Here is a 24,020-nt window from a genome sequence, read left to right as displayed (position 1 = left end):
GGTATGAAAAGCGCACTTCTGCGGAAAAGATAAATTTTGTGGTTTCGTTATCCTTCGCCATCATTTGACACATCTGATTTGCCACGCGTAAAAAAAGCGGCTACAAAGCCGCTTTTCTGGTCGGACGGTGCCTTGCCGGATGACGACTGACGTCTTATCCGGCCTACAACCACCCGGTATTGCCACCCTCAGAAGATTATTTCTTCTTCGCTTTCGGGTTCGGCAGGTCAGTAATGCTACCTTCGAAGATTTCCGCCGCCAGGCCCACAGACTCATGCAGAGTCGGGTGCGCATGAATGGTCAGCGCGATGTCTTCCGCATCACAGCCCATTTCAATCGCCAGTCCGATTTCACCCAGCAGCTCGCCACCATTGGTGCCGACAATCGCCCCGCCGATCACGCGGTGAGATTCTTTGTCGAAAATCAGTTTGGTCATACCGTCTGCGCAATCGGATGCGATAGCACGGCCAGAAGCTGCCCACGGGAAGGTGGCGGTTTCGTAGCTGATGCCTTTCTCTTTCGCTTCTTTCTCGGTCAGTCCAACCCATGCCACTTCTGGCTCCGTGTAGGCGATGGACGGGATAACTTTCGGATCGAAGTAGTGTTTTTTACCGGCGATAACTTCAGCGGCAACGTGACCTTCGTGAACGCCTTTATGCGCCAGCATCGGCTGACCGACGATATCGCCGATAGCGAAGATGTGCGGCACGTTAGTGCGCAACTGTTTGTCAACGCGGATAAAGCCACGGTCGTCAACTTCCACGCCAGCTTTGCCCGCATCGAGGTTTTTACCGTTCGGCACACGACCAATCGCCACCAGAACCGCATCATAACGCTGCGCTTCAGCGGGGGCTTTTTTGCCTTCCATCGAAACGTAAATACCGTCTTCTTTCGCTTCAACGGCGGTCACTTTGGTTTCCAGCATCAGGTTAAATTTCTTGCCGATGCGCTTGGTGAAGACTTTAACGATGTCTTTATCAGCCGCCGGGATAACCTGGTCGAACATTTCAACCACGTCAATCTCTGAACCCAGCGAGTGGTATACGGTACCCATTTCCAGACCAATGATACCGCCGCCCATCACCAGCATACGCTTCGGCACTTCTTTCAGTTCCAGAGCGTCGGTAGAATCCCATACGCGCGGGTCTTCATGCGGAATAAACGGTAATTGGATCGGACGAGAACCCGCCGCGATGATCGCGTTGTCGAAGTTGATCACGGTCTTGCCGTTTTCACCTTCCACTTCCAGGGTGTTAGCCCCGGTGAATTTACCCAGACCGTTGACCACTTTTACTTTACGGCCTTTCGCCATACCAGCCAGACCACCGGTCAGCTGGGTGATCACTTTCTCTTTCCAGGTACGAATTTTGTCAATATCAGTTTTCGGCTCGCCGAAGACGATACCGTGCTCAGCCAACGCTTTCGCTTCTTCGATAACTTTTGCCACGTGCAGCAGAGCTTTAGAAGGGATACAGCCGACGTTCAGACAAACACCGCCAAGGGTGTTGTAGCGTTCTACGATTACGGTTTCCAGACCTAAATCAGCGCAACGGAAAGCGGCAGAATAGCCTGCCGGGCCCCCCCCAAGTACCACGACCTGAGTTTTGATTTCAGTACTCATCATGACCTCTTTATTTGTATCCGGCGGTCCGGGGTACTTGATCGCCCATCATCCACCGGGTCGTTCTATCCGCCCGTATCTTACAAAATTGTTAACAATTTTGAAACAACAAACGGATCACGAATTATCGCTTTCGCTAATAACCTCACAAACCACATGAGATTATCAGAAAAAAGCCGGCCGTCGGCCGGCTTTTTTGCTTACATCACCAAACGGCGAATGTCAGACAACATATTGTTGATAATGGTAATGAAACGCGCACCATCAGCACCGTCGATCACACGGTGGTCGAAGGAAAGAGAGATAGGCATCATCAGACGCGGCACAAACTCTTTCCCATTCCACACTGGTTCCATCGCCGACTTAGATACGCCGAGGATAGCCACTTCCGGCGCGTTGACAATCGGCGCGAAGTGGGTAGTTCCCAGGCCGCCGATACTGGAGATAGTGAAGCAACCACCCTGCATTTCGCCAGCGGTCAGCTTACCGTCACGCGCTTTTTTGGAGATAGTGGTCAATTCGCGAGACAATTCGGTCACACTCTTCTTATTCACGTCTTTAAAGACCGGAACCACCAGACCATTCGGGGTATCAACCGCCACGCCGATGTTGATGTATTTCTTCAGCGTCAGGCGCTGGCCGTCTTCAGACAACGAACTGTTAAAGCGCGGCATCTGCTCCAGCGCAGCGGCAACCGCTTTCATGATGAAGACCACTGGCGTGTATTTCACATCCAGTTTGCGCTTCTCAGCCTCGGCGTTCTGCTGTTTACGGAACGCTTCCAGATCGGTGATATCGGTTTTGTCGAAGTGCGTAACGTGTGGGATCATCACCCAGTTACGGCTCAGGTTCGCGCCAGAGATTTTCTGGATACGACCCAATTCGACTTCTTCGATTTCGCCAAACTTGCTGAAGTCCACTTTCGGCCACGGCAGCATACCCGGGATACCGCCGCCCGCAGCGGCTGCCGGTGCAGACTCGGCGCGTTTGATAGCCTCTTTCACGTAAGCCTGAACGTCTTCGCGCAGGATACGGCCTTTACGGCCAGTCCCTTTCACTTTCGCCAGGTTAACACCAAACTCGCGCGCCAGACGGCGAATCAGCGGGGTAGCGTGAACGTAAGCGTCGTTTTCAGCGAACTCAGATTTACTTTCCGCTTTGGCAGCAGGGGCAGCAGGCTTCTCAGCTTTCGCCGCCGGAGCCGGCGCAACCGCTTCTTGCTTAGCCGGCGACGCAGCAGGGGATGCGCCTTCTACTTCGAAGACCATAATCAGAGAACCGGTTTTGACTTTGTCGCCGGTGCTGATTTTGATTTCTTTCACGGTGCCCGCGAACGGCGCGGGAACTTCCATAGAGGCTTTGTCGCCTTCCACGGTGATCAGTGATTGCTCAGCGGCAATTTTATCGCCCACTTTCACCATCACTTCAGTGACTTCAACTTCGTCACCGCCGATGTCAGGTACGTTAACTTCTTTCGAGCCAGAGGCTGCCGGAGCCGCTGCTGCTGGCGCCGCTTCGGCTTTCGCCGGGGCAGCCGCGCCCGCTTCGCCAGCGACTTCGAAGATCATAATCAGGGAGCCGGTAGACACTTTGTCGCCGGTGCTGATTTTGATCTCTTTCACGGTGCCCGCGAACGGTGCCGGCACTTCCATAGAGGCTTTGTCGCCTTCTACAGTGATCAGAGACTGCTCAGCCGCAACGGTGTCGCCGACTTTAACCATCACTTCGGTAACTTCAACTTCGTCGCCGCCGATGTCCGGTACGTGTACTTCTTTCGCCGCTGCCGCAGCAGGTGCTGCTGCCGGAGCCGCTTCTTTCTTCTCTTCTGCCGGAGCAGGCGCAGCGTCAGATGCACCGTCGGCGGAATCGAAAATCATAATCAGCTTGCCGGTCTCGGTTTTGTCGCCGACAGAGACTTTGATCTCTTTCACGACGCCAGCCTGCGGAGACGGGACTTCCATAGAGGCTTTGTCGCCTTCTACGGTGATCAGCGACTGTTCAGCTTCCACTTTGTCGCCAACGTTGACCAGAATCTCGGTGATTTCAACTTCATCTGTCCCGATGTCCGGTACTTTGATTTCGATAGCCATTATTCTTTTACCTCTTACGCCAGACGCGGGTTAACTTTATCTGCATCGATGTTGAATTTGGTAATCGCATCCGCTACCACTTTCTTGTCGATTTCGCCACGTTTAGCCAGTTCGCCCAGCGCTGCGACAACCACATAAGAAGCATCAACTTCGAAGTGGTGACGCAGGTTCTCACGGCTGTCGGAACGACCGAAGCCATCCGTACCCAGTACGCGATAGTCGTCAGCCGGTACGTAAGTACGGACCTGCTCAGCGAACAGTTTCATATAGTCAGTAGAAGCAACCGCAGGTGCGTCGTTCATTACCTGAGCGATGTACGGTACGCGCGGGGTTTCCAGCGGGTGCAGCATGTTCCAGCGTTCACAATCCTGACCATCACGCGCCAGCTCGGTGAAAGAGGTCACGCTGTAGACGTCAGATCCTACACCGTAGTCTTTCGCCAGAATCTGTGCCGCTTCACGCACGTGACGCAGGATAGAACCGGAGCCTAAAAGCTGAACTTTACCTTTGCTACCTTCCAGAGTTTCGAGTTTGTAGATACCCTTACGGATACCTTCCTCGGCGCCTTCCGGCATCGCTGGCATGTGGTAGTTTTCGTTCAGCGTGGTGATGTAGTAGTAAACGTTCTCTTGTTTCTCACCGTACATACGCTCCAGACCATCATGCATGATGACCGCCACTTCATACGCGTAAGATGGATCGTAAGAGATACAGTTCGGGATAGTCAGCGACTGAATGTGGCTGTGACCATCTTCGTGCTGTAGACCTTCGCCGTTAAGCGTAGTACGACCCGAAGTCCCGCCGATCAGGAAGCCACGAGCCTGCTGATCGCCTGCTGCCCAGCACAGGTCGCCAATACGCTGGAACCCGAACATGGAGTAGTAGATGTAGAACGGAATCATCGGCAGATTATTGGTGCTGTAAGAGGTCGCCGCAGCCAGCCAGGATGCGCCTGCACCCAGCTCGTTGATACCTTCCTGCAGAATCTGGCCTTTCTCGTCTTCTTTGTAGTACGCGACCTGCTCACGGTCCTGCGGAGTATACTGCTGGCCGTTCGGGCTGTAGATACCAATCTGACGGAACAGACCTTCCATACCGAAAGTACGCGCTTCATCGGCGATGATCGGTACCAGGCGGTCTTTGATCGACTTGTTCTTCAGCATCACGTTCAGGGCACGCACAAACGCGATAGTGGTGGAAATCTCTTTGTTCTGCTCTTCCAGCAGCGCGCCGAAATCTGAAAGTTGAGGCAGCTCTAACTTCTCGGTGAAGTTCGGCTGACGGCTTGGCAGGTAGCCGTGCAGCGCCTGACGGCGTTCATGCAGGTATTTGTGTTCTTCAGAACCTTCCGGGAAGGTAATGTACGGCAGTTTTTCGATATCAGCATCAGCAACCGGCACGTTGAAACGATCGCGGACGTAACGCACGCCGTCCATGTTCATTTTCTTCACCTGGTGGGCAATGTTTTTGCCTTCAGCAGAGTCGCCCATGCCGTAACCTTTGATGGTGTGGGCCAGAATTACCGTTGCTTTGCCCTTGGTGTCCTGCGCTTTTTTCAGTGCCGCGTAGACTTTCTTCGGATCGTGACCACCACGGTTCAGCGCCCAAATCTGCTCGTCAGTCCAGTCGGCCACCAACGCGGCGGTTTCCGGGTATTTACCGAAGAAGTGCTCACGCACGTAAGCGCCGTCTTTGGATTTGAAAGTCTGGTAGTCGCCATCAACGGTTTCGTTCATCAGCTGGATAAGCTTACCGCTGGTATCTTTACGCAGCAGCTCATCCCAACGACCACCCCACATCACCTTGATCACGTTCCAGCCAGCGCCTTCGAAGATGCCTTCCAGTTCGTTAACGATTTTGCCGTTACCGGTGACCGGGCCGTCAAGACGCTGCAGGTTACAGTTGATAACAAAAACCAGGTTGTCCAGTTTTTCACGGGTGGCGATGGTGATGGCGCCTTTGGATTCCGGTTCGTCCATCTCGCCATCGCCCAGGAAGGCGTAAACGGTCTGTTTAGAGGTATCTTTCAGGCCGCGGTGTTCCAGATATTTCAGAAACTTCGCCTGATAAATAGCGCCGATTGGGCCCAGCCCCATCGAAACGGTCGGGAACTGCCAGAATTCTGGCATCAGTTTCGGGTGCGGATAGGAAGAGAGGCCATTGCCATGCACTTCCTGACGGAAGTTGTCCATCTGCTCCTGGGTAAGACGACCTTCCAGGAACGCGCGAGCGTATACGCCCGGAGAGATGTGGCCCTGGAAGTACACCAGATCGCCGCCATCCTGTTCGTTGCGCGCACGGAAGAAATGGTTGAAGCAGACATCATAAATCGTGGCGGAAGACTGGAAGGACGCCATGTGGCCACCCAACTCAAGGTCTTTTTTAGACGCGCGCAGCACGGTCATGATGGCGTTCCAGCGGATAGCAGAACGAATGCGACGTTCCAGCTCCAGATTGCCCGGGTATTCCGGTTCGTCTTCAACGGCAATAGTGTTGATGTAATTACTGGCCCCTGCACCTGCCGCTACTTTCACGCCGCCTTTGCGAGCTTCAGAAAGCAGTTGGTCAATCAGATACTGAGCGCGCTCAACACCTTCTTCACGGATGACCGATTCGATCGCCTGTAGCCAGTCGCGAGTTTCGATCGGATCCACGTCATTTGGGAAACGTTCTGACATGGGGGTATTCCTTATCTATCTAATACGTTGAGTTATCTGGAACCTGTCCCATTAAACTTTCGTAAGAAAGCTTAATAAGACAGGTTCTGCGTTTAGTTGCCGCGCACATTTTTGCGCGTTATTCACAACATCTTCTGGTTAACGTTCTGCCAGAAAAAACTAATTCTTGCGTTGTTCCAGACGGCGTAAAGCGCGTTCACGACGGCTCTCTTCGCGGCTTCTGTCCAACATAATCTCTTCGATAAACGCCAGATGGCGATGTGAAGCTTCACGCGCTTCTTCTGGTTTTCCGGCCATAATGGCTTCAAATATACGGGTACGATGCGTACTCACCAGAGGCAGCATTTCACGACGCGCATACAGCAACTCGAAGTTCTGCCGCACGTTTTGCGCCAGCATCGGTTCCATACACCTTAGCAGATGAAGCAATACCACGTTGTGCGCCGCTTCGGTGACGGCGATTTGATACTGAAGCACGGCTTCGGACTCGGCATCCAGATCGCCGGACTCTTGCGCCAGCTCAATGGCGTGGTGCAGCTCGCGAATACGGTCTTTATCTTCGTCGGTACTACGCAGCGCCGCGTAATAAGCCGCAATGCCTTCCAGCGCATGGCGCGTTTCGAGCAGGTCAAACTGGGATTCAGGGTGATCGGAGAGCAGTTCCACCAGCGGGTCGCTAAAGCTCTGCCACAGGCTGCTCTGCACAAAGGTTCCGCCGCCCTGACGACGAAGCAACAATCCCTTCGCTTCGAGACGTTGAATCGCCTCACGCAAGGAGGGACGGGAAACGTCAAACTGTTTTGCCAGTTCACGTTCCGGTGGGAGTTTTTCTCCGGGGCGCAATGTCCCCTCAAGGATTAAAAACTCCAGTTGCTGCTCGATCACATCGGAGAGTTTTGGTTGGCGAATTTTGCTGTAGGCCATGATTCCCTGTCTTAAGCCATTTGTCCGGAGTCAATTGGTCTTACCAATTTCATGTCTGTGACGCTAAAGTAACAAAGTATTCACCTTCTGTCCATACAGGTTTTGATTGAAATCAGTAAAGGAGGCACATTTTAACAAGATTACAGAAATCGCGTTTCAAAATTGTAACCGCGCACAAATGTTAAATTTACCCACCAGGAGGTAGATTTAACGTATTTGAAACGATAAAAAATCTCATTTGAACCGATTCAACAACAAGTTGAATGTATTTTTATGCATAAATAATGAATAAAAACAAATCAACCTCTATAAGGGAAAATAAAAGGAGGTATTTACAAGTGCTTTCTTTTTACGCAACTCGTCATCCCCCCTGCACAAAGCAGGTGCATTCGCGCCCACATACCATTATTCTGATAAAGACAAAAGAGTAGCAGTGACATTTAATAAAAAGGCGCTGTAAATAAATCAATACAAAAAGCGGAATTGCAAACTTACACACGCACTACTGCATCGTTCAAAATAAGCGCGTTATGAATAAACAGCGCACCATACACGAGGTTTTATGATGGACAGTCAGCAGCACGGCGAGCAGCTCAAGCGCGGCCTGAAAAACCGCCATATTCAGCTTATCGCCTTGGGCGGCGCGATAGGAACGGGCTTGTTCCTGGGAAGCGCCTCCGTTATTCAGTCGGCGGGGCCAGGAATTATACTGGGCTATGCGATTGCAGGTTTTATTGCCTTTCTGATTATGCGACAGCTGGGAGAGATGGTGGTTGAAGAACCGGTCGCCGGTTCCTTTAGCCACTTCGCCTATAAATACTGGGGCGGCTTTGCCGGATTCGCTTCCGGCTGGAACTACTGGGTTCTGTACGTATTGGTCGCGATGGCGGAACTGACCGCTGTCGGTAAATATATTCAGTTCTGGTGGCCAGAAATCCCCACCTGGGCCTCAGCGGCGCTTTTCTTCGTTGTCATCAACGCCATTAACCTGACCAACGTCAAAGTGTTCGGCGAGATGGAGTTTTGGTTCGCCATTATCAAAGTGATCGCCGTCATCGCCATGATTTTGTTCGGGGCGTGGTTACTCTTCAGCGATACCGCTGGTCCGCAGGCCACCGTGCGCAACCTGTGGGAGCAGGGCGGCTTTCTGCCGCATGGCTGGACCGGGCTGGTGATGATGATGGCCATTATTATGTTTTCGTTCGGCGGACTAGAGCTGGTAGGGATCACCGCCGCTGAAGCCGATAACCCGGAACAGAGCATTCCCAAAGCCACCAATCAGGTTATCTATCGCATCCTGATTTTTTATATCGGCTCGCTGGCGGTACTGCTTTCGCTGCTGCCATGGACTCGCGTCACCGCCGATACCAGCCCGTTTGTCCTTATCTTCCATGAGCTGGGCGATACGTTTGTCGCCAATGCGCTGAATATTGTGGTTCTCACCGCCGCGCTATCGGTTTATAACAGTTGCGTCTACTGCAACAGCCGTATGCTGTTCGGACTGGCCCAGCAGGGGAATGCGCCGAAAGCGCTATTGTCTGTTGATAAACGCGGCGTGCCGGTCAATACCATTCTGGTGTCGGCGGTCGTCACCGCGCTGTGCGTCCTGATCAACTACCTGGCGCCGGAATCCGCGTTCGGACTGTTAATGGCGCTGGTGGTCTCCGCGCTGGTCATTAACTGGGCGATGATTAGCCTTGCCCATATGAAGTTCCGTCGCGCGAAACAGCAACAGGGCGTGAAAACCCGCTTCCCGGCCCTGTTTTATCCGCTCGGCAACGTTCTCTGCCTGCTGTTTATGGCAGCAGTATTGATCATTATGCTGATGACGCCTGGTATGGCGATCTCCGTGTGGCTGATTCCTGTATGGCTGCTCGTCCTGGGCGTCGGCTACCTGTGTAAGGAAAAAACGGCAAAAACGGTGAAAGCCCACTGATTCGTAGCGTTACTTTTCCGCCCTCCCCGCCCGGGGAGGGTGTTATCTGCCTCACAGTTTCCCGCGTATAACCATTTTATCCATATCAGTGGCGTGATCCTGCTACGCAAATAAAAGCTCGCAGGCGAATAATTACCGCCATCATCTGATGGGGAGAAGTCTCAATGGATAAGGGTAGACTTTCAGTAAGAGAGAAAATCGGGTATGGCATGGGCGACGCCGGATGTAACATTATTTTTGGCGCTATCATGCTGTTTGTTAATTATTTTTATACGGATATTTTTGGACTTGCCCCGGCGTTAGTCGGTGTTCTACTCCTTTCAGTACGCGTTATCGATGCCGTTACCGATCCGATAATGGGCGCACTTGCCGATCGTACCCAAAGTAAATATGGTCGTTTTCGCCCCTGGCTACTGTGGATTGCATTTCCCTACGCGCTGTTCAGCATTCTGATGTTCACGACACCGGACTGGGGCTATAACAGCAAAGTTGTCTATGCCTTCGTCACCTATTTTCTGCTTTCCGTAACCTACACCGCCATCAATATTCCCTATTGCTCGCTGGGCGGCGTGATCACCAACGATCCAAAAGAGCGCGTGGCCTGTCAGGCTTATCGTTTTGTGTTAGTCGGCATCGCGACGCTACTGCTATCGTTAACGCTACTGCCGATGGTGGACTGGTTTGGCGGCGGCGACAAAGCCAAAGGCTATCAGTTGGCGATGACCGTGCTGGCGATTATCGGTATGGGTATGTTTCTGTTCTGCTTCGCCAGCGTCCGCGAACGCGTTCGCCCTGCCGTTCCGACACACGATGATATGAAGAATGATTTCAAGGACGTGTGGAAGAACGATCAGTGGGTACGTATTCTGCTATTGACCTTATGCAACGTCTGTCCGGGGTTTATCCGCATGGCGGCAACCATGTATTACGTCACCTGGGTGATGGGGCAAAGCACCCATTTCGCCACGCTTTTTATTAGTCTCGGCGTGGCCGGTATGATGATCGGCAGTATGCTGGCAAAAGTCTTAACCGATCGCTGGTGTAAATTGAAGGTATTTTTCTGGACCAATATCGCGCTGGCGATTTTCTCCTGCGCGTTCTATTTCTTTGATCCGAAAGCCACCGTGATGATTGTGGCGCTCTATTTCCTGCTCAATATTCTGCATCAGATCCCTTCCCCATTGCACTGGTCGCTGATGGCGGACGTCGATGATTATGGCGAATGGAAAACCGGCAAACGGATTACCGGTATTAGCTTCTCCGGTAATCTGTTCTTCCTGAAACTGGGCCTGGCGATTGCCGGAGCGATGGTCGGCTTTTTGCTTTCCTGGTACGGTTATGACGCCAGCGCTAAAGCGCAAAGCGCCTCGGCAATGAACGGTATTATGCTGTTGTTTTCCATTATCCCCGGGGTTGGCTATCTGATTACCGCAGGCGTTGTACGTCTGCTGAAAGTTGACCGTGAACTGATGAAACAAATCCAGGACGATTTGGAAAAACGTCGCACTAATTACCGCGAATTGAGTGAGTTGCAGGAAGTTAAAGCCGCTGAAAGCGTAAGGAAAGCCTGATGACAAACTGGCCAAACCCGTTCATTGAACAACGTGCCGATCCGTTTATTTTACGCGACGGCAGCGATTACTACTTTCTTGCCTCCGTACCGGAATATGACAGGCTGGAAATCCGCCGGGCCGATTCGCTGGAAGGGTTGCGCGCCGCCGACCCCGCCGTGGTATGGCGCAAGCCGAAAACCGGCCCGATGAGCGAACTGATCTGGGCGCCGGAAATGCACCGCATCAACGGTAAGTGGTACCTCTATTTTGCCGCGGCGCATACCCGGGCGCTGGATAAATTAAATATGTTCCAGCACCGCATGTTTGCCCTTGAGTGCGCCGATGCCGACCCGCTCACCGGCGTCTGGACTGAAAAAGGTCAAATTAAGACGCCGTTTGATACCTTCGCCCTCGATGCAACCACTTTTTATCATCAGGGAAAACAGTGGTATCTGTGGGCGCAAAAAGCGCCGGATATCGCCGGTAACTCAAATATTTATCTGGCTGAACTGGAAAATCCGTGGACCCTTAAAGGCGAACCGGTAAGACTCAGTAAGCCAGAGTACGACTGGGAGTGTCGGGGTTTTTGGGTTAACGAAGGCCCGGCTGTACTGGCGCACGGCGATAAACTGTTTATCAGCTACTCCGCCAGCGCCACCGATGAAAACTACTGTATGGGCTTATTGTGGATTGATCTGCGCGCCGATCCGCGCGATCCGGCCAACTGGCATAAGTCACCACGTCCGGTTTTTACCACCAGCATTGAAAATCGTCAGTTTGGTCCCGGTCACAACAGCTTCACTACCACGCCAGACGGTGAAGAGGTATTGGTTTATCACGCCCGAAACTATACTGAAATAGAAGGCGATCCGCTGTACGATCCCAACCGCCATACCCGCCTGAAGCTGATTCGCTGGGATGAGCATGGAATGCCTGATTTCGGCATCCCTCCGGCCGATACGCCCTGACCCCTTTACCCGCCATCCGGCACAACTCGCGTCTGCCGGGGGCGCTGCGCTTACCCGGCCAACAATGCGCACCGTAAGCCGGATAAGGCGCGTGCGCCACTCCGGCAAAACCGCGTTACACCAGCGCGCCGTAAAGGGTCAACACGGCAATAATCACTACCACGACAAATGAGGCCTTCTTCGCCATCGACACCGCCGCTTTGGGCGTTTCCACTTTGTCTGTATGCGGTTCGCGCGCCAGTGAGAACTGTGCCAGACGTGTGAGTACCTGATATTGCGAAGTATGCAGATCCGCCAGCGAGGCAAACCAGGCCGGTAACGCTTTCTCGCCATGCCCCAGTAATGCATACACTACGCCCGCCAGACGTACCGGAATCCAGTCCAGCACATGAAGAATAGCGTCAATGCCGGATTGCAAACGTTGGTGCGGCGTCTGATAGCGCGCCTGCCAGGTCTGCCAGGCCCGTAAAAACGCATAGCCCACCAGCGTTACCGGCCCCCACGGACCACCAACGATAAACCAAAATAGCGGCGCGAGGTAAAAACGGAAATTTATCCATAACAACGCGTTTTGCAGCTCACGCAGAAACTCACGCTCATTACAATCCGGCGGCACACCGTGAATTAGCGTAAGCTCGCTGGCCATCGCCTCGCAAGGATGCGGATCGTTACGGGACGCCGCTTTCAGCCAGGCGTGATAATGTACTCGCACTTTACCCGCGCCGATACACAGCACGCCCAGGAGAATCCACACCACCAGCGTCGGCACGTTAAATAGCAGCCCTTTCAACGCCTGAAGCAGTATAAAAGTCACCGCCATCGCGATCGCCGTCATTCCCATCGTGCGCAGCATCGAAAAATGCGTAATCCGACGGAATAGCGCCTCCAGCCGGTGATCGAGCTGCCAGTGCTCGCCCAGCTTAAACAGGCGCTCGACAATCAGCACCAGTAATGTCGTAAACAACGTCATGTCATCTCCTTGTGCGACGAAGGGGCTACCAAAGCACGAAACCGCGGCCAGTCAAAGGCGGGGCCAGGGTCCGTTTTGCGGTCAGGCGCAATGTTGCAGTGTCCGGTCATATTGTCGGCGATCGCCGGATAGCAAGCGATGAGCGTGCGCGTCACGGCGGCTAACTGCTGATACTGCGCATCGGTATAGGCCAGCGTATCCGTCCCCTCCAGCTCAATACCAATGGAAAAATCATTACAGCGTTCCCGCCCTTGATAGTTTGACACGCCCGCATGCCACGCACGCTTATCAAAAGGCACATACTGGACGATTTCACCGTCACGGCGAATCAGACAATGGGCCGAAACGCGAAGATGAGCGATTTCCGCAAAAAAAGGATGGGCATCTGGATCTATTGTTCCAGTAAATAACGCATCAATCCACGGACCGCCAAACTCGCCGGGAGGCAGGCTGATATTATGCACCACCAGCAAAGACGGTTTTTCGTCATCCGGACGGCAATCATAATGCGAGGAAGGGACGCGTCGCGCCTCTACCAACCAACCCTTGTCTAGCAACATGCGGAGCCTCCTTTTGAGTGGTGCTTATAGCTGCTTCAGAGTAGCATGTTTCTACCTTATGATTCGTTAGCAATTTGGAGTTTTATCATGCCGCCTCGCCGTTATAACCCAGACGACCGACGTGACGCGCTACTGGAACGCATTAATCTGGATATCCCTGCCGCCGTTGCTCAGGCGCTGCGTGAAGATTTAGGTGGAAAAGTCGATGCCGACAACGATATCACCGCGCAACTTTTGCCGGCAGATACGCGGGCCCATGCCGCGGTGATCACCCGTGAAGACGGTGTTTTCTGCGGCAAGCGCTGGGTTGAAGAGGTTTTCATCCAACTGGCGGGCGATGATGTGTGCCTCACCTGGCATGTCGAGGACGGCGACGCTATTCACGCCAACCAAACATTGTTTGAGCTGGACGGCCCTGCTCGCGTATTGCTGACCGGCGAGCGCACGGCGCTCAACTTTGTCCAGACCCTTTCCGGCGTCGCCAGCGAAGTACGCCGTTACGTTGAACTGTTGGCTGGCACCCAAACCCAGTTGCTCGACACGCGTAAAACGCTGCCGGGTCTGCGCACTGCGCTAAAATACGCGGTCTTATGCGGCGGCGGCGCCAATCATCGTCTTGGCCTTACTGACGCCTTCCTGATTAAAGAAAACCATATCATCGCCTCCGGTTCTGTTCGTCAGGCGGTGGAAAAAGCGTTCTGGTTACATCCGGACGTGCCGGTAGAAGTCGAGGTCGAAAATCTGGATGAACTGGACGATGCGCTGAAAGCGGGCGCGGATATCATCATGCTGGATAATTTCGACACCGACCAGATGCGCGAGGCGGTGAAACGCGTCAACGGCCAGGCGCGGCTGGAAGTGTCCGGCAACGTCACCGTGGAAACCTTACGCGAATTTGCTGAAACCGGGGTGGATTTCATCTCCGTTGGCGCACTGACCAAGCACGTGCGCGCGCTCGATCTCTCCATGCGTTTTTGCTGATCCTCTCCACCCGATGGCGCTGCGCCGTCGGGTTTATAAATCACCTGTCCGTAGATCCGCATCGTTATTCGGTAAAATATTCGTAGCGCCTCGCAATAACGTTGCCGTGTCATGTAACGCAACAAAAATCTTCAGAATCCGCATTCCCGTTTTACCTTTTGCCGCTCGCCCGTTATTCCCTCGTTTGCCAAAGTAGCGCCAGCTAACTCAAGGAGCGAACAATGGAAAAACAACGCGGTTTCACGCTTATTGAACTGATGGTCGTTATAGGCATCATCGCCATTTTAAGCGCCATCGGCATTCCGGCTTACCAGAACTATCTGCGTAAAGCGGCGCTGACGGATATGTTGCAAACGTTTGTCCCCTACCGTACCGCCGTCGAACTCTGCGCTCTGGAACATGGAGGGACGAGCACATGCGATTCGGGCGTCAACGGTATCCCCTCGCCCGTCGTCACCCGTTATGTTTCGGGCATGAGCGTGGAAAAAGGCGTCATCACGCTTACCGGCCAGGAGAGCCTGAACGGGCTTAGCGTCATCATGACGCCCGCCTGGGACAATGCTAACGGCATTACCGGCTGGACGCGTAACTGCAATATTCAAAGCGACAGCGCGTTACAACAGGCTTGTGAAGATGTCTTCCGTTTTGACGCCAACTAAGGAGACAAGATGAAAGACGCACAGCTCAACACATTGTGTCAACGTCATCAGGCTGTACTGATAAATAGCGCCAGCAACAGCATCACTGTTGCGGTGGTCGACGCGCCCTCTCATGCGTTACTGGACGCTCTGCATTTCGCCACGCAAACACAGATTGATATTGTGTGCTGGACTCGTCAGCAAATGGAAAGTCATCTGCATAAGCCGGATCAGGCACCCTCGGCAAACGCCGCGAAAGGCGGAGAAACCGCGGCCCAGCTTCTCAATCAGACATTACGCTCGGCAATGACGAAACGCGCCTCTGATATCCATCTCGAACCAGGCGCCAGCCGCTACCGGATAAGGCTCCGCATCGATGGCGTTCTTCATATCCTGCAGGACATCCCCAAAGAGACGGGGCTTGCGCTGACAGCCAGATTGAAAGTTCTGGGAAATTTGGATATCGCCGAACATCGGCTGCCGCAGGACGGGCAATTTACCGTTGACCTGACGGGCGACAGCATCTCTTTTCGTATCGCCACGCTTCCCTGTAAAGAAGGCGAAAAAGTCGTCTTACGGTTATTGCATCAGGTTGAACAAACGCTGAAACTGGACACGCTGGGCATGTACGGGGCGCAACTTACCGCTTTTAGACAAGCCCTACAGCAACCTCAGGGACTGGTACTGGTGACTGGCCCCACCGGCAGCGGAAAAACGGTCACGCTATACAGCGCGCTACAAACCCGGAATACGCCGGGTATCAACCTCTGTAGCGTTGAAGACCCGATAGAAATTCCACTGGACGGGATTAACCAGACCCAGATCCATCCCCGCGCCGGGCTCACCTTTCAAAATGTGCTACGCGCGCTATTACGCCAGGACCCCGACATCATCATGGTGGGTGAAATTCGGGACGGCGACACCGCGGAAATCGCCATTAAGGCGGCGCAAACGGGCCATCTGGTGCTTTCAACACTCCATACGAACTCCACCAGCGAAACCCTAATACGTTTGCAGCAAATGGGCGTAGCACGCTGGATGATCTCATCAGCGCTTACGCTGGTGGTAGCGCAACGTCTGGTAAGGAAACTTTGCCCGCACTGCAAACAGTGCCTGAGCGATCCCGTGGTGCTATCGCCCAATCTTTGGCCCAGCGCGCTACCGCGCTGGCAGGCTAGCGGCTGTCAGCATTGCTACCACGGCTTTTATGGCCGAACTGCGTTATTCGAAGTATTAACCGTTACCCCGGCATTACGTCAGTTAATTGCGAGCGGCGCATCGGCGCAAGCACTGGAAGCCCACCTCCAACAGACCGGTATAGGAACGCTTTTTGAAAATGGCTGTCGCGCCGTTGAGCAAGGCATGACGTCCTTTGAAGAGATACTGCGCGTTCTGGGAATGCCCCATGACCGTTAAACAGCTCTGGCGCTGGCAAGGCGTTAACGATAAAGGTCAACTGGAACAAGACGTTGTATGGGCAGACAATCGTCTGGCGCTGATCATCACCCTACAACATCAGCGCATTATGCCGCTTCGCATCAAGCGCATGGGCGTTAACGCCGCATTGTGGAAAGAAGAGAAAAGCGCTGAAATTATTCACCAGTTGGCAACGCTCCTTCATGCCGGGCTTACGCTTTCTGAAGGGCTGGAACTTCTTGCAAAACAGCATCCCCACCGACAATGGCAAGCACTGTTGCGCACGCTGGCTCAGGAGCTTGAACAGGGCGTCCCTTTTTCCAGCGCATTAGTCTCCTGGCCGCAGGTATTTCCGCCGCTCTACCAGACGATGATTCGCACCGGAGAACTGACCGGTAAACTGGCCGAATGCTGCTTTGAACTGGCCCGTCAGCAGAAAGCGCAACGGCAGATTACGGTTAGCGTGAAAAAGGCACTGCGCTATCCCGCCATTATTCTGACAATGGCCGCCCTGATCGTTTTCGCCATGCTGCACTTTGTCCTGCCGGAATTTGCCGCCATTTACCGTAGCTTCGATACGCCGCTCCCTCTTCTGACACGCGGTATTATCGCGATAGCGCAATGGGGGGCGACATGGGGTTGGCTCATCTTGCTCCTGACGATTCTCGTTGCTATCGCTCACCGCAGGGTAAAACAAAAACCATCCTGGCAGGCGCAGCGCCAGTGTCTTCTGCTACGACTCCCCATCATGGGTCGCCTGATAAGAGGCCAGAAGCTAGCGCAAATATTCACCGTACTGGCATTAACCCAAAGCGCAGGCATTCCTTTTCTTCAGGGGTTGGAAAGCACTATCGACAGTCTCGGCTGTCCCTACTGGTCACCGCGTTTAACGCAGGCACATCAGGAGATCGCCGCGGGCAACCCGGTCTGGTTGGCGCTAAAAAATACCCAGGAATTTAGTCCGCTATGCCTGCAACTAGTCAGAACTGGCGAAGCGTCCGGTTCACTCGATATCATGCTGCATAACCTTGTCCGTCACCACAGTGAAACTACGTTGGCGCTGGCCGATAATCTGGCGTCGCTGTTGGAACCGGCATTATTGATCATTACTGGTTTAATTATCGGTACGCTAGTGGTGGCGATGTATTTGCCGATTTTTCATCTGGGAGACGCGATGAGCGGGATGGGATAAGGCTGGCGCGCATTTTACGCCAGCCAAAATATTAGAGATTATTAAAAATGCGGTTTTCTTGTTCCTGCACCCGAATAAAGGTGGTGCGTTTGGTCAACTCTTTCAGGCGAGACGCGCCGACATAAGTGCAGGCTGAGCGCAGACCGCCCAGGATATCGCGGGCGGTATTGCCCACCGGCCCGCGTAGCGGCAATTTAACCGTTTTACCTTCTGCAGCACGGTATTTCGCGACGCCGCCGACATGACGGTTCATCGCGGATTCCGAACTCATGCCGTAGAACAGCATAAATTTCTCGCCGTTTTCTTCCACCACGCTGCCGCCGCTCTCTTCGTGGCCCGCCAGCATGCCGCCCAACATAACGAAATCCGCGCCCCCGCCAAAGGCCTTTGCTACGTCGCCTGGCATGGTGCAGCCGCCATCGCTGACGATCATACCGCCCAGGCCATGCGCCGCGTCAGCGCATTCGATAACCGCTGATAATTGCGGATAGCCGACGCCGGTTTTTACACGCGTCGTGCATACGGAACCGGGACCAATGCCCACTTTCACGATATCGGCGCCGGAGAGGATAAGCTCTTCGCACATCTCGCCCGTTACCACATTACCTGCGCAGATTGTTTTTGTCGGCCATGCTTCACGCGCTTTCGCGACGAACTGCGCAAAATGTTCTGAATAGCCATTGGCCACATCAATGCAGACAAAGTTCAGCACAGGACTCAGCGCCAGAATCTGCGCGGTTTTTTCGAAATCAGCATCAGAGGTCCCGGTGGAAACCATCACATGCTTCAAAACATCAGCCGAAGCAGTGTTGATAAAAGCCGCCCATTCTTCAACGGTATAATGTTTATGTACAGCGGTCAGAATATCGAACCCGGCCAACGCTTGCGCCATTTCAAACGTCCCGACGGTATCCATATTTGCCGCGATAATCGGTACGCCAGACCAGGTCTGACCTGAGTGTTTAAAGGTGAATTGACGTTCCAGTTCGACATCGGAACGGCTTTTGAGGGTAGAACGCTTAGGACGGATAAGAACGTCTTTGAAACCTAACTTCAGATCTTCTTCGATACGCATGTACGGATTCCTGGGGTTAATGGCGAAAAATCGAAACTCACAACTCCAGTGACGCTATCATACGCACTAATCATGGCCGTACAAGACTGCGAAATTCTCTTTTTTTACGTTACAATCCCATAAATTTACCTGGCGAATAGTAGGTTAATGCTCAGACCGTATCGTCTTTGCATGCTTAAAATTTAACCTTTTGATTATCAAATTAAAATTCCGGAAGCTGGAGATATGAGGTATACCGTAGCCTTAACCGGCGGTATTGGCAGCGGTAAAAGTACCGTCGCTGATGCCTTCGCTGACCTCGGAATAACCGTCATCGACGCGGATATTATCGCGCGCCAGATGGTTGAGCCAGGGCAGCCTGCCCTGAACGCAATAGCGGAACATTTTGGTTCTGAACTTATCACCTCCGACGGCACGTTACGTCGCCGGGCGCTGCGTGAGCGTATTTTTTCGCATCCGGAAGAAAAAGCCTGGCTTAACGCTCTGCTTCACCCCTTAATTCAGCAGGAAACCCAACGACAGTTTCAACAGGCAACGTCGCCCTATGTGTTATGGGTTGTGCCTCTGCTGGTTGAAAATAGGCTGTATCAAAAGGCCAACCGCGTTCTGGTGGTTGACGTTACGCCCGAAACGCAGCTCATGCGCACAATGCAGCGTGATGATGCTACACGCGAGCATGTTGAACACATTCTCGCTGCGCAGGCGACGCGTGAAGCGCGCCTTGCCGTAGCGGACGATGTTATTGATAATAACGGCGCACCGGATGCTATCGCATCAGATGTGGCCCGCCTGCACGCCAGTTATCTTAAGCTCGCGTCGCAGTTTGTCTCACAGGAAAAACCGTAATGCACACCCAGGTCCTATTTGAACACCCTCTCAATGAGAAGATGCGTACGTGGCTGCGCATAGAGTTTTTGATCCAACAGCTCTCCATCAACCTGCCAATTGCAGACCATGCTGGCGCACTGCATTTTTTCCGTAATATCAGCGACCTACTGGATGTTTTCGAACGGGGCGAAGTCCGTACCGAACTGCTGAAAGAACTGGAGCGCCAGCAGCGTAAATTACAGGCCTGGGTTGAGGTTCCCGGCGTCGATCAAGACCGTATTGAAGCCCTGCGCCAGCAGTTAAAATCCGCGGGCAGCGTGCTGATCTCTGCCCCGAGGATTGGCCAGCAGCTACGCGAAGATCGCTTGATTGCCCTTGTGCGTCAACGCCTAAGTATTCCGGGCGGCTGTTGCAGTTTCGATTTACCCACTCTGCATATCTGGTTACACCTACAACAGCCGCAGCGCGACGCCCAGATTGACACCTGGCTTGCCAGCCTGAAGCCCCTCACGCAGGCGCTGACTCTGGTGCTTGATCTGATCCGCAATTCAGCGCCTTTCCGTAAGCAAACCAGCCTGAACGGTTTTTATCAGGATAACGGGGACGACGCCGATTTGCTGCGTCTTATACTGACGCTCGATTCTCAACTTTATCCGCAAATTTCCGGTCATAAGAGCCGTTTTGCCATTCGCTTTATGCCGCTGGATAGTGAGAATGGTCTGGTGCCGGAGCGTCTTGATTTTGAACTGGCCTGTTGCTAAGGAATAAAAATGTCTGACGTGACCGTCGTAAGCTGTCCGACCTGCGGTAAACCGGTCGTCTGGGGGGAAATTAGCCCCTTCCGCCCATTTTGTTCTAAACGCTGTCAGTTAATTGATTTGGGCGAATGGGCCGCCGAAGAGAAGCGAATCGCCAGCAGCGGCGACCAGTCTGATAGCGACGACTGGAGCGAAGAGCGCTAACGGCGATGGTTCTCTGGATACGGCAATATCGCCTTATGACAAAAATAATCAATAAATACGCGTAGTTTTGGCGCCATATGCGTGCGGCCGGGATAATACAAATAAAACCGGTGAGATTAGGCTGTAACAGAAGTGTAGCCGCCATTGCACCAGAAAACCCTGGCGCGTTATCACTGACCCTAAGTCCGCAGGAGCTGGCGGCAATTGAGGCGGTTTTTCCTCACGACGCCGCGGCCGGCCCCCGCTACTGGCCGGAAATTATGTCCACATTAAATCGATAATAACATCGAGGGGGATCGTGTTGAGATCCCCAACTAATGCGCAAATTGGCGTAATTTGCGAATAATCGGTTCATTGGCTGGCGGAAAATCGTCCGTATTCAACGCGCTTTGCGCGATCCACTGTCCCGGCTGCCCTTCTTTCCCCCACGGTTCGCCCTCCCAGCGTTCAACCAGCCAAAACCACAGCGTGATGTGTCGGTCCGGGAATTGATATTCCAGAGTATCGAATAAGGTCACCTGTGTTGGCGTAATCCCTACCTCTTCCTGTAGCTCACGGATCAACGCCTGCTCTGGTGTTTCTCCGGCTTCAATTTTTCCGCCGGGAAATTCAAGCTTGTTCGCCATATGCGCATCCGCGGCGCGTCGGGTAATAAAAATTTCGTCGTTCGGGTTGCGGATAATCCCAACCGCAATTTGCAGTTTTTTCATCTTGTTGCATCCATAAAAAAGGCGCAGTCGCCTGCGCCTTTTTATCTGTGTTCAATGCCAGGCCGAATAAGCGTAGTGCCATTCGGCAATAATGCCAGCATCGGCCTGATGGCAACACATTATGTCTTATCAGGCCGATAACTTTATCGCATTAGCTCAGGCGACCGTGACACTGTTTGTATTTCTTACCGGAACCGCAAGGGCAAGGATCGTTACGTCCAATCTTACGTTCGCCTGTTTGGGCGGCCAGATCGGCAGCCACGGCGGCATCGTCATCCTGATGGCTTAGCTGCTGCATCTGCGCCAGGCGCTCCGCCTCTTCGCGACGCTGCATTTCCATCGCTTCGACCTCTTCCGGCATACGTACCTGGACTTTGCTCAGGGTACTGATCACTTCATATTTCAGCGATTCCAGCATCGCAGCGAACATAGCGAAGGATTCGCGCTTGTACTCCTGCTTTGGATCTTTTTGCGCATAGCCGCGCAGGTGAATACCCTGACGCAGGTAATCCATTGCCGCCAGATGCTCTTTCCACAGGGAATCGAGAGTTTGCAGCATCACGCCTTTCTCGAAATGACGCATCATTTCAGCGCCAACCACCTCTTCTTTACGCTGATACACCTCAATAGACTGCGCCAGGATGCGCTCACGCAGCGTCTCCTCGTGCAGTTCCGGCTCTTTATCCAGCCATTCGGCAATCGGCATCTCCAGGTCGAAGTCGTTTTTCAGGCGTTCCTGCAAACCCGGGATGTCCCACATCTCTTCCAGCGACTGCGGCGGAATGTAGGCGTCAATGGTCGCCTTAAAGACATCTTCGCGAATGCTGTTAATGGTGTCGCTTACGTCAGACACATCCAGCAGTTCGTTACGCTGGGTATAAATTGCACGGCGCTGATCGTTCGCCACATCATCATATTCCAGCAGTTGCTTACGAATATCGAAGTTACGGCTTTCTACTTTACGCTGCGCGTTAGCAATAGCTTTAGTCACCCACGGGTGCTCAATCGCTTCGCCCGGCTTCATCCCCAGTTTACGCATCATACCGGAGACACGATCGGAGGCGAAAATACGCATCAGCGCATCTTCCATCGACAGGTAGAAACGGGAAGAACCTGGATCGCCCTGGCGACCGGAACGGCCACGTAGCTGGTTGTCGATACGGCGAGACTCATGGCGCTCGGTACCAATGATATGCAGACCGCCTGCAGCCAGAACTGCGTCGTGGCGTACCTGCCAGTCAGCCTTAATCTGCGCAATCTGTTCTTCCGTCGGCGCTTCCAGCGCGGCGACTTCCGCCTGCCAGCTACCACCCAGCATAATATCGGTACCACGACCCGCCATGTTAGTAGCGATAGTGACCGCCGCAGGATAACCGGCCTGCGCAACGATGCCTGCTTCGTTGGCGTGGAATTTAGCGTTCAGTACGTTATGTTTGATGCCCGCTTTGGTCAGCTCTCTGGAGACCACTTCAGACTTCTCGATAGAAATCGTCCCGACCAGCACTGGCTGACCGTTCGCGGTACGCTCTTTAATATCTTCGATAATGGCCTGGATTTTTTCCGCTTCGGTCATGTAGACCAGATCCGGCAAATCTTTACGGATCATCGGACGGTTAGTCGGAACAACGACGGTGTCCAGCTTATAGATAGAGCTAAATTCGAAGGCTTCAGTATCCGCCGTACCGGTCATACCGGCCAGCTTTTCATACAGACGGAAGTAGTTCTGGAAGGTGATAGACGCCAGCGTCTGGTTTTCATTCTGAATTTCAACGCCTTCTTTCGCTTCTACCGCCTGGTGCAGGCCGTCAGACCAGCGACGCCCCTGCATGGTACGACCGGTATGCTCATCAACAATGATGACTTCACCGTCTTTCACAATGTAATCCACGTCGCGGGTAAACAGCGCGTGCGCGCGCAGCGCGGCGGTAACGTGATGCATCAGCATAATGTTGGCAGGGGAGTAGAGCGACTCGCCTTCATCCATGATGCCTTCTTGCACCAGTAGCTCTTCAATCAACACCAGACCGCGTTCGGTCAGGTTAACCTGGCGCGCTTTCTCATCAACGGAGAAGTGGCCTTCGCCCTGGAAAGTGTCAGAATCTTCTTTCTCCTGACGAATCAGGTGCGGAATGATTTTGTTCACTTTTTTGTACATTTCCGAGCTGTCTTCCGCCGGGCCGGAAATAATCAGCGGGGTACGCGCTTCATCGATCAGGATGGAGTCAACCTCATCCACCAGCGCATAATGCAGTTTACGCTGCACGCGCTCTTCCGGGCTGAACGCCATGTTGTCGCGCAGGTAGTCAAAACCGTATTCGTTGTTAGTGCCGTAAGTGATGTCGGCAGCGTAAGCTTCACGCTTGGCTGGCGCAGGCATACCTGGCAGGTTGATGCCAACGGACATACCGAGGAATTCGAACAGCGGACGGTTGTTTTCGGCGTCACGCTGAGCCAGATAGTCATTCACAGTCACCACGTGAACGCCTTTGCCGGACAGCGCGTTCAGGTAGGCTGGCAGCGTTGCGGTCAACGTTTTACCTTCACCGGTACGCATTTCCGCGATGCAGCGATCGTTGAGCACCATACCACCCAATAGCTGAACGTCGAAGTGACGCATCCCAAAGACGCGTTTACTGGCTTCACGCACCACCGCGAACGCTTCCGGAATCAGGCTCTCTACGCTTTCGCCTTTTTCAATACGTGCGCGAAATTCATTGGTTTTCGCTTTCAGTTCGTCATCGGAGAGTTTTTCCATCTCCGGTTCCATCGTATTAATAAGGCTGACGGCCTTACGCATACGACGCAGTGTACGATCGTTACGGCTACCGAATACTTTCGTTAATAGTTTGATTAGCATAATAAAGTCTCAAACGCCCCGCGCCGCGGAGCTACAAATAAAGTTAAAAGGTCTTTTTTCG

Annotated in this window: 19 protein-coding genes and 2 pseudogenes; 11 read left to right on the top strand and 10 right to left on the bottom strand. The window is 53.3% G+C overall.

Annotated features, from left to right (window positions below):
• Positions 1-196: 196 nt before the first annotated feature.
• The 4 genes from lpdA to pdhR form a co-directional block, all read right to left on the bottom strand.
• Positions 197-1,621 (bottom strand): dihydrolipoyl dehydrogenase, encoded by a 1,425-nt coding sequence (lpdA, locus tag ACE15A_RS04850; protein ID WP_064055700.1) that lies wholly within the window; start codon positions 1,619-1,621, stop codon positions 197-199.
• A gap of 200 nt (positions 1,622-1,821) precedes the next feature.
• Complete coding sequence (gene aceF / locus ACE15A_RS04845; protein ID WP_053508799.1) at positions 1,822-3,711, bottom strand: pyruvate dehydrogenase complex dihydrolipoyllysine-residue acetyltransferase; 1,890 nt, start codon at positions 3,709-3,711, stop codon at positions 1,822-1,824.
• Between the two features lie 14 nt (positions 3,712-3,725).
• On the bottom strand, positions 3,726-6,389 hold the full coding sequence (gene aceE, locus ACE15A_RS04840; protein WP_023245735.1) for a pyruvate dehydrogenase (acetyl-transferring), homodimeric type: 2,664 nt from the start codon (positions 6,387-6,389) through the stop codon (positions 3,726-3,728).
• 159 nt (positions 6,390-6,548) lie between these two features.
• Positions 6,549-7,313 carry a pyruvate dehydrogenase complex transcriptional repressor PdhR gene (gene pdhR, locus ACE15A_RS04835; RefSeq protein ID WP_000331771.1) on the bottom strand — a complete coding sequence of 255 codons (765 nt, stop codon included), beginning with the start codon at positions 7,311-7,313 and terminating at the stop codon, positions 6,549-6,551.
• Positions 7,314-7,875: 562 nt separating this feature from the next.
• Here pdhR and aroP point away from each other — a divergent pair.
• The 3 genes from aroP (at position 7,876) to ACE15A_RS04820 (ending at position 11,770) form a co-directional block, all read left to right on the top strand.
• Positions 7,876-9,249, top strand: a complete 1,374-nt coding sequence (aroP, locus tag ACE15A_RS04830; RefSeq protein ID WP_088734363.1) for an aromatic amino acid transporter AroP — start codon at positions 7,876-7,878, stop codon at positions 9,247-9,249.
• Positions 9,250-9,413: 164 nt separating this feature from the next.
• Entirely contained in the window at positions 9,414-10,820 is a 1,407-nt protein-coding gene (locus tag ACE15A_RS04825; protein ID WP_053508803.1) for a glycoside-pentoside-hexuronide (GPH):cation symporter, read from the top strand.
• On the top strand, positions 10,820-11,770 hold the full coding sequence (locus ACE15A_RS04820) for a family 43 glycosylhydrolase (RefSeq protein ID WP_023245732.1): 951 nt from the start codon (positions 10,820-10,822) through the stop codon (positions 11,768-11,770). The genes ACE15A_RS04825 and ACE15A_RS04820 overlap by 1 nt, the downstream gene beginning before the upstream one ends.
• Positions 11,771-11,885: 115 nt before the next feature.
• On the opposite strand, the gene ampE is transcribed toward ACE15A_RS04820, so the two are convergent.
• On the bottom strand, positions 11,886-12,740 hold the full coding sequence (gene ampE, locus ACE15A_RS04815; RefSeq protein WP_023245731.1) for a beta-lactamase regulator AmpE: 855 nt from the start codon (positions 12,738-12,740) through the stop codon (positions 11,886-11,888).
• Positions 12,737-13,300: a 1,6-anhydro-N-acetylmuramyl-L-alanine amidase AmpD gene (gene ampD, locus ACE15A_RS04810; protein WP_023245730.1), complete on the bottom strand. Its 564-nt coding sequence runs from the start codon at positions 13,298-13,300 to the stop codon at positions 12,737-12,739. Before ampD ends, ampE begins: the two co-directional genes overlap by 4 nt.
• 87 nt (positions 13,301-13,387) lie before the next feature.
• On the opposite strand from ampD, the gene nadC reads away from it, so the two are divergent.
• The 4 genes from nadC (at position 13,388) to hofC (ending at position 17,527) form a co-directional block, all read left to right on the top strand.
• The gene (gene nadC, locus ACE15A_RS04805; RefSeq protein WP_023245729.1) at positions 13,388-14,281 is read left to right on the top strand and encodes a carboxylating nicotinate-nucleotide diphosphorylase; all 894 of its coding nucleotides are present in this window, start codon (positions 13,388-13,390) and stop codon (positions 14,279-14,281) included.
• 221 nt (positions 14,282-14,502) lie between these two features.
• Positions 14,503-14,940, top strand: a complete 438-nt coding sequence (ppdD, locus tag ACE15A_RS04800; RefSeq protein WP_053508807.1) for a prepilin peptidase-dependent pilin — start codon at positions 14,503-14,505, stop codon at positions 14,938-14,940.
• 9 nt (positions 14,941-14,949) lie between these two features.
• Positions 14,950-16,335, top strand: coding sequence for a type II secretion system protein GspE (gene gspE, locus ACE15A_RS04795; protein WP_064055699.1), 1,386 nt, complete (start codon positions 14,950-14,952; stop codon positions 16,333-16,335).
• Positions 16,325-17,527, top strand: coding sequence for a protein transport protein HofC (gene hofC / locus ACE15A_RS04790; RefSeq protein ID WP_129382370.1), 1,203 nt, complete (start codon positions 16,325-16,327; stop codon positions 17,525-17,527). Before gspE ends, hofC begins: the two co-directional genes overlap by 11 nt.
• Before the next feature lie 31 nt (positions 17,528-17,558).
• On the opposite strand, the gene ACE15A_RS04785 is transcribed toward hofC, so the two are convergent.
• On the bottom strand, positions 17,559-18,602 hold the full coding sequence (locus ACE15A_RS04785) for a GMP reductase (protein WP_023245725.1): 1,044 nt from the start codon (positions 18,600-18,602) through the stop codon (positions 17,559-17,561).
• 225 nt (positions 18,603-18,827) lie between these two features.
• Here ACE15A_RS04785 and coaE point away from each other — a divergent pair, with 225 nt between their 5' ends.
• The 3 genes from coaE to yacG are packed head-to-tail and all read left to right on the top strand — an operon-like array spanning position 18,828 to position 20,392.
• Positions 18,828-19,448, top strand: a complete 621-nt coding sequence (coaE, locus tag ACE15A_RS04780; RefSeq protein WP_064055698.1) for a dephospho-CoA kinase — start codon at positions 18,828-18,830, stop codon at positions 19,446-19,448.
• Complete coding sequence (gene zapD, locus ACE15A_RS04775) at positions 19,448-20,191, top strand: cell division protein ZapD (RefSeq protein WP_023245723.1); 744 nt, start codon at positions 19,448-19,450, stop codon at positions 20,189-20,191. Before coaE ends, zapD begins: the two co-directional genes overlap by 1 nt.
• 9 nt (positions 20,192-20,200) lie before the next feature.
• Positions 20,201-20,392, top strand: coding sequence for a DNA gyrase inhibitor YacG (yacG, locus tag ACE15A_RS04770; RefSeq protein WP_023245722.1), 192 nt, complete (start codon positions 20,201-20,203; stop codon positions 20,390-20,392).
• Here yacG and ACE15A_RS04765 read toward each other — a convergent pair.
• Positions 20,389-20,502, bottom strand: a pseudogene (locus tag ACE15A_RS04765) (LysR family transcriptional regulator); the annotation flags it as partial. The gene yacG and the pseudogene ACE15A_RS04765 overlap by 4 nt on opposite strands.
• Before the next feature lie 42 nt (positions 20,503-20,544).
• Between ACE15A_RS04765 and ACE15A_RS04760 the strand changes: the two are divergent.
• Positions 20,545-20,673: pseudogene (locus tag ACE15A_RS04760) on the top strand (aldo/keto reductase); the annotation flags it as partial.
• Positions 20,674-20,706: 33 nt separating this feature from the next.
• On the opposite strand, the gene mutT reads toward ACE15A_RS04760, so the two are convergent.
• Positions 20,707-21,102: an 8-oxo-dGTP diphosphatase MutT gene (gene mutT / locus ACE15A_RS04755; RefSeq protein ID WP_023245719.1), complete on the bottom strand. Its 396-nt coding sequence runs from the start codon at positions 21,100-21,102 to the stop codon at positions 20,707-20,709.
• 151 nt (positions 21,103-21,253) lie between these two features.
• Positions 21,254-23,959: a preprotein translocase subunit SecA gene (secA, locus tag ACE15A_RS04750; protein WP_023245718.1), complete on the bottom strand. Its 2,706-nt coding sequence runs from the start codon at positions 23,957-23,959 to the stop codon at positions 21,254-21,256.
• Positions 23,960-24,020 lie beyond the last annotated feature (61 nt).

Source organism: Salmonella sp. HY31 (genome assembly GCF_042604575.1).
GTDB classification, from domain to species: domain Bacteria; phylum Pseudomonadota; class Gammaproteobacteria; order Enterobacterales; family Enterobacteriaceae; genus Salmonella; species Salmonella diarizonae.
This window is presented reverse-complemented; position numbering and strand designations above follow the sequence as displayed.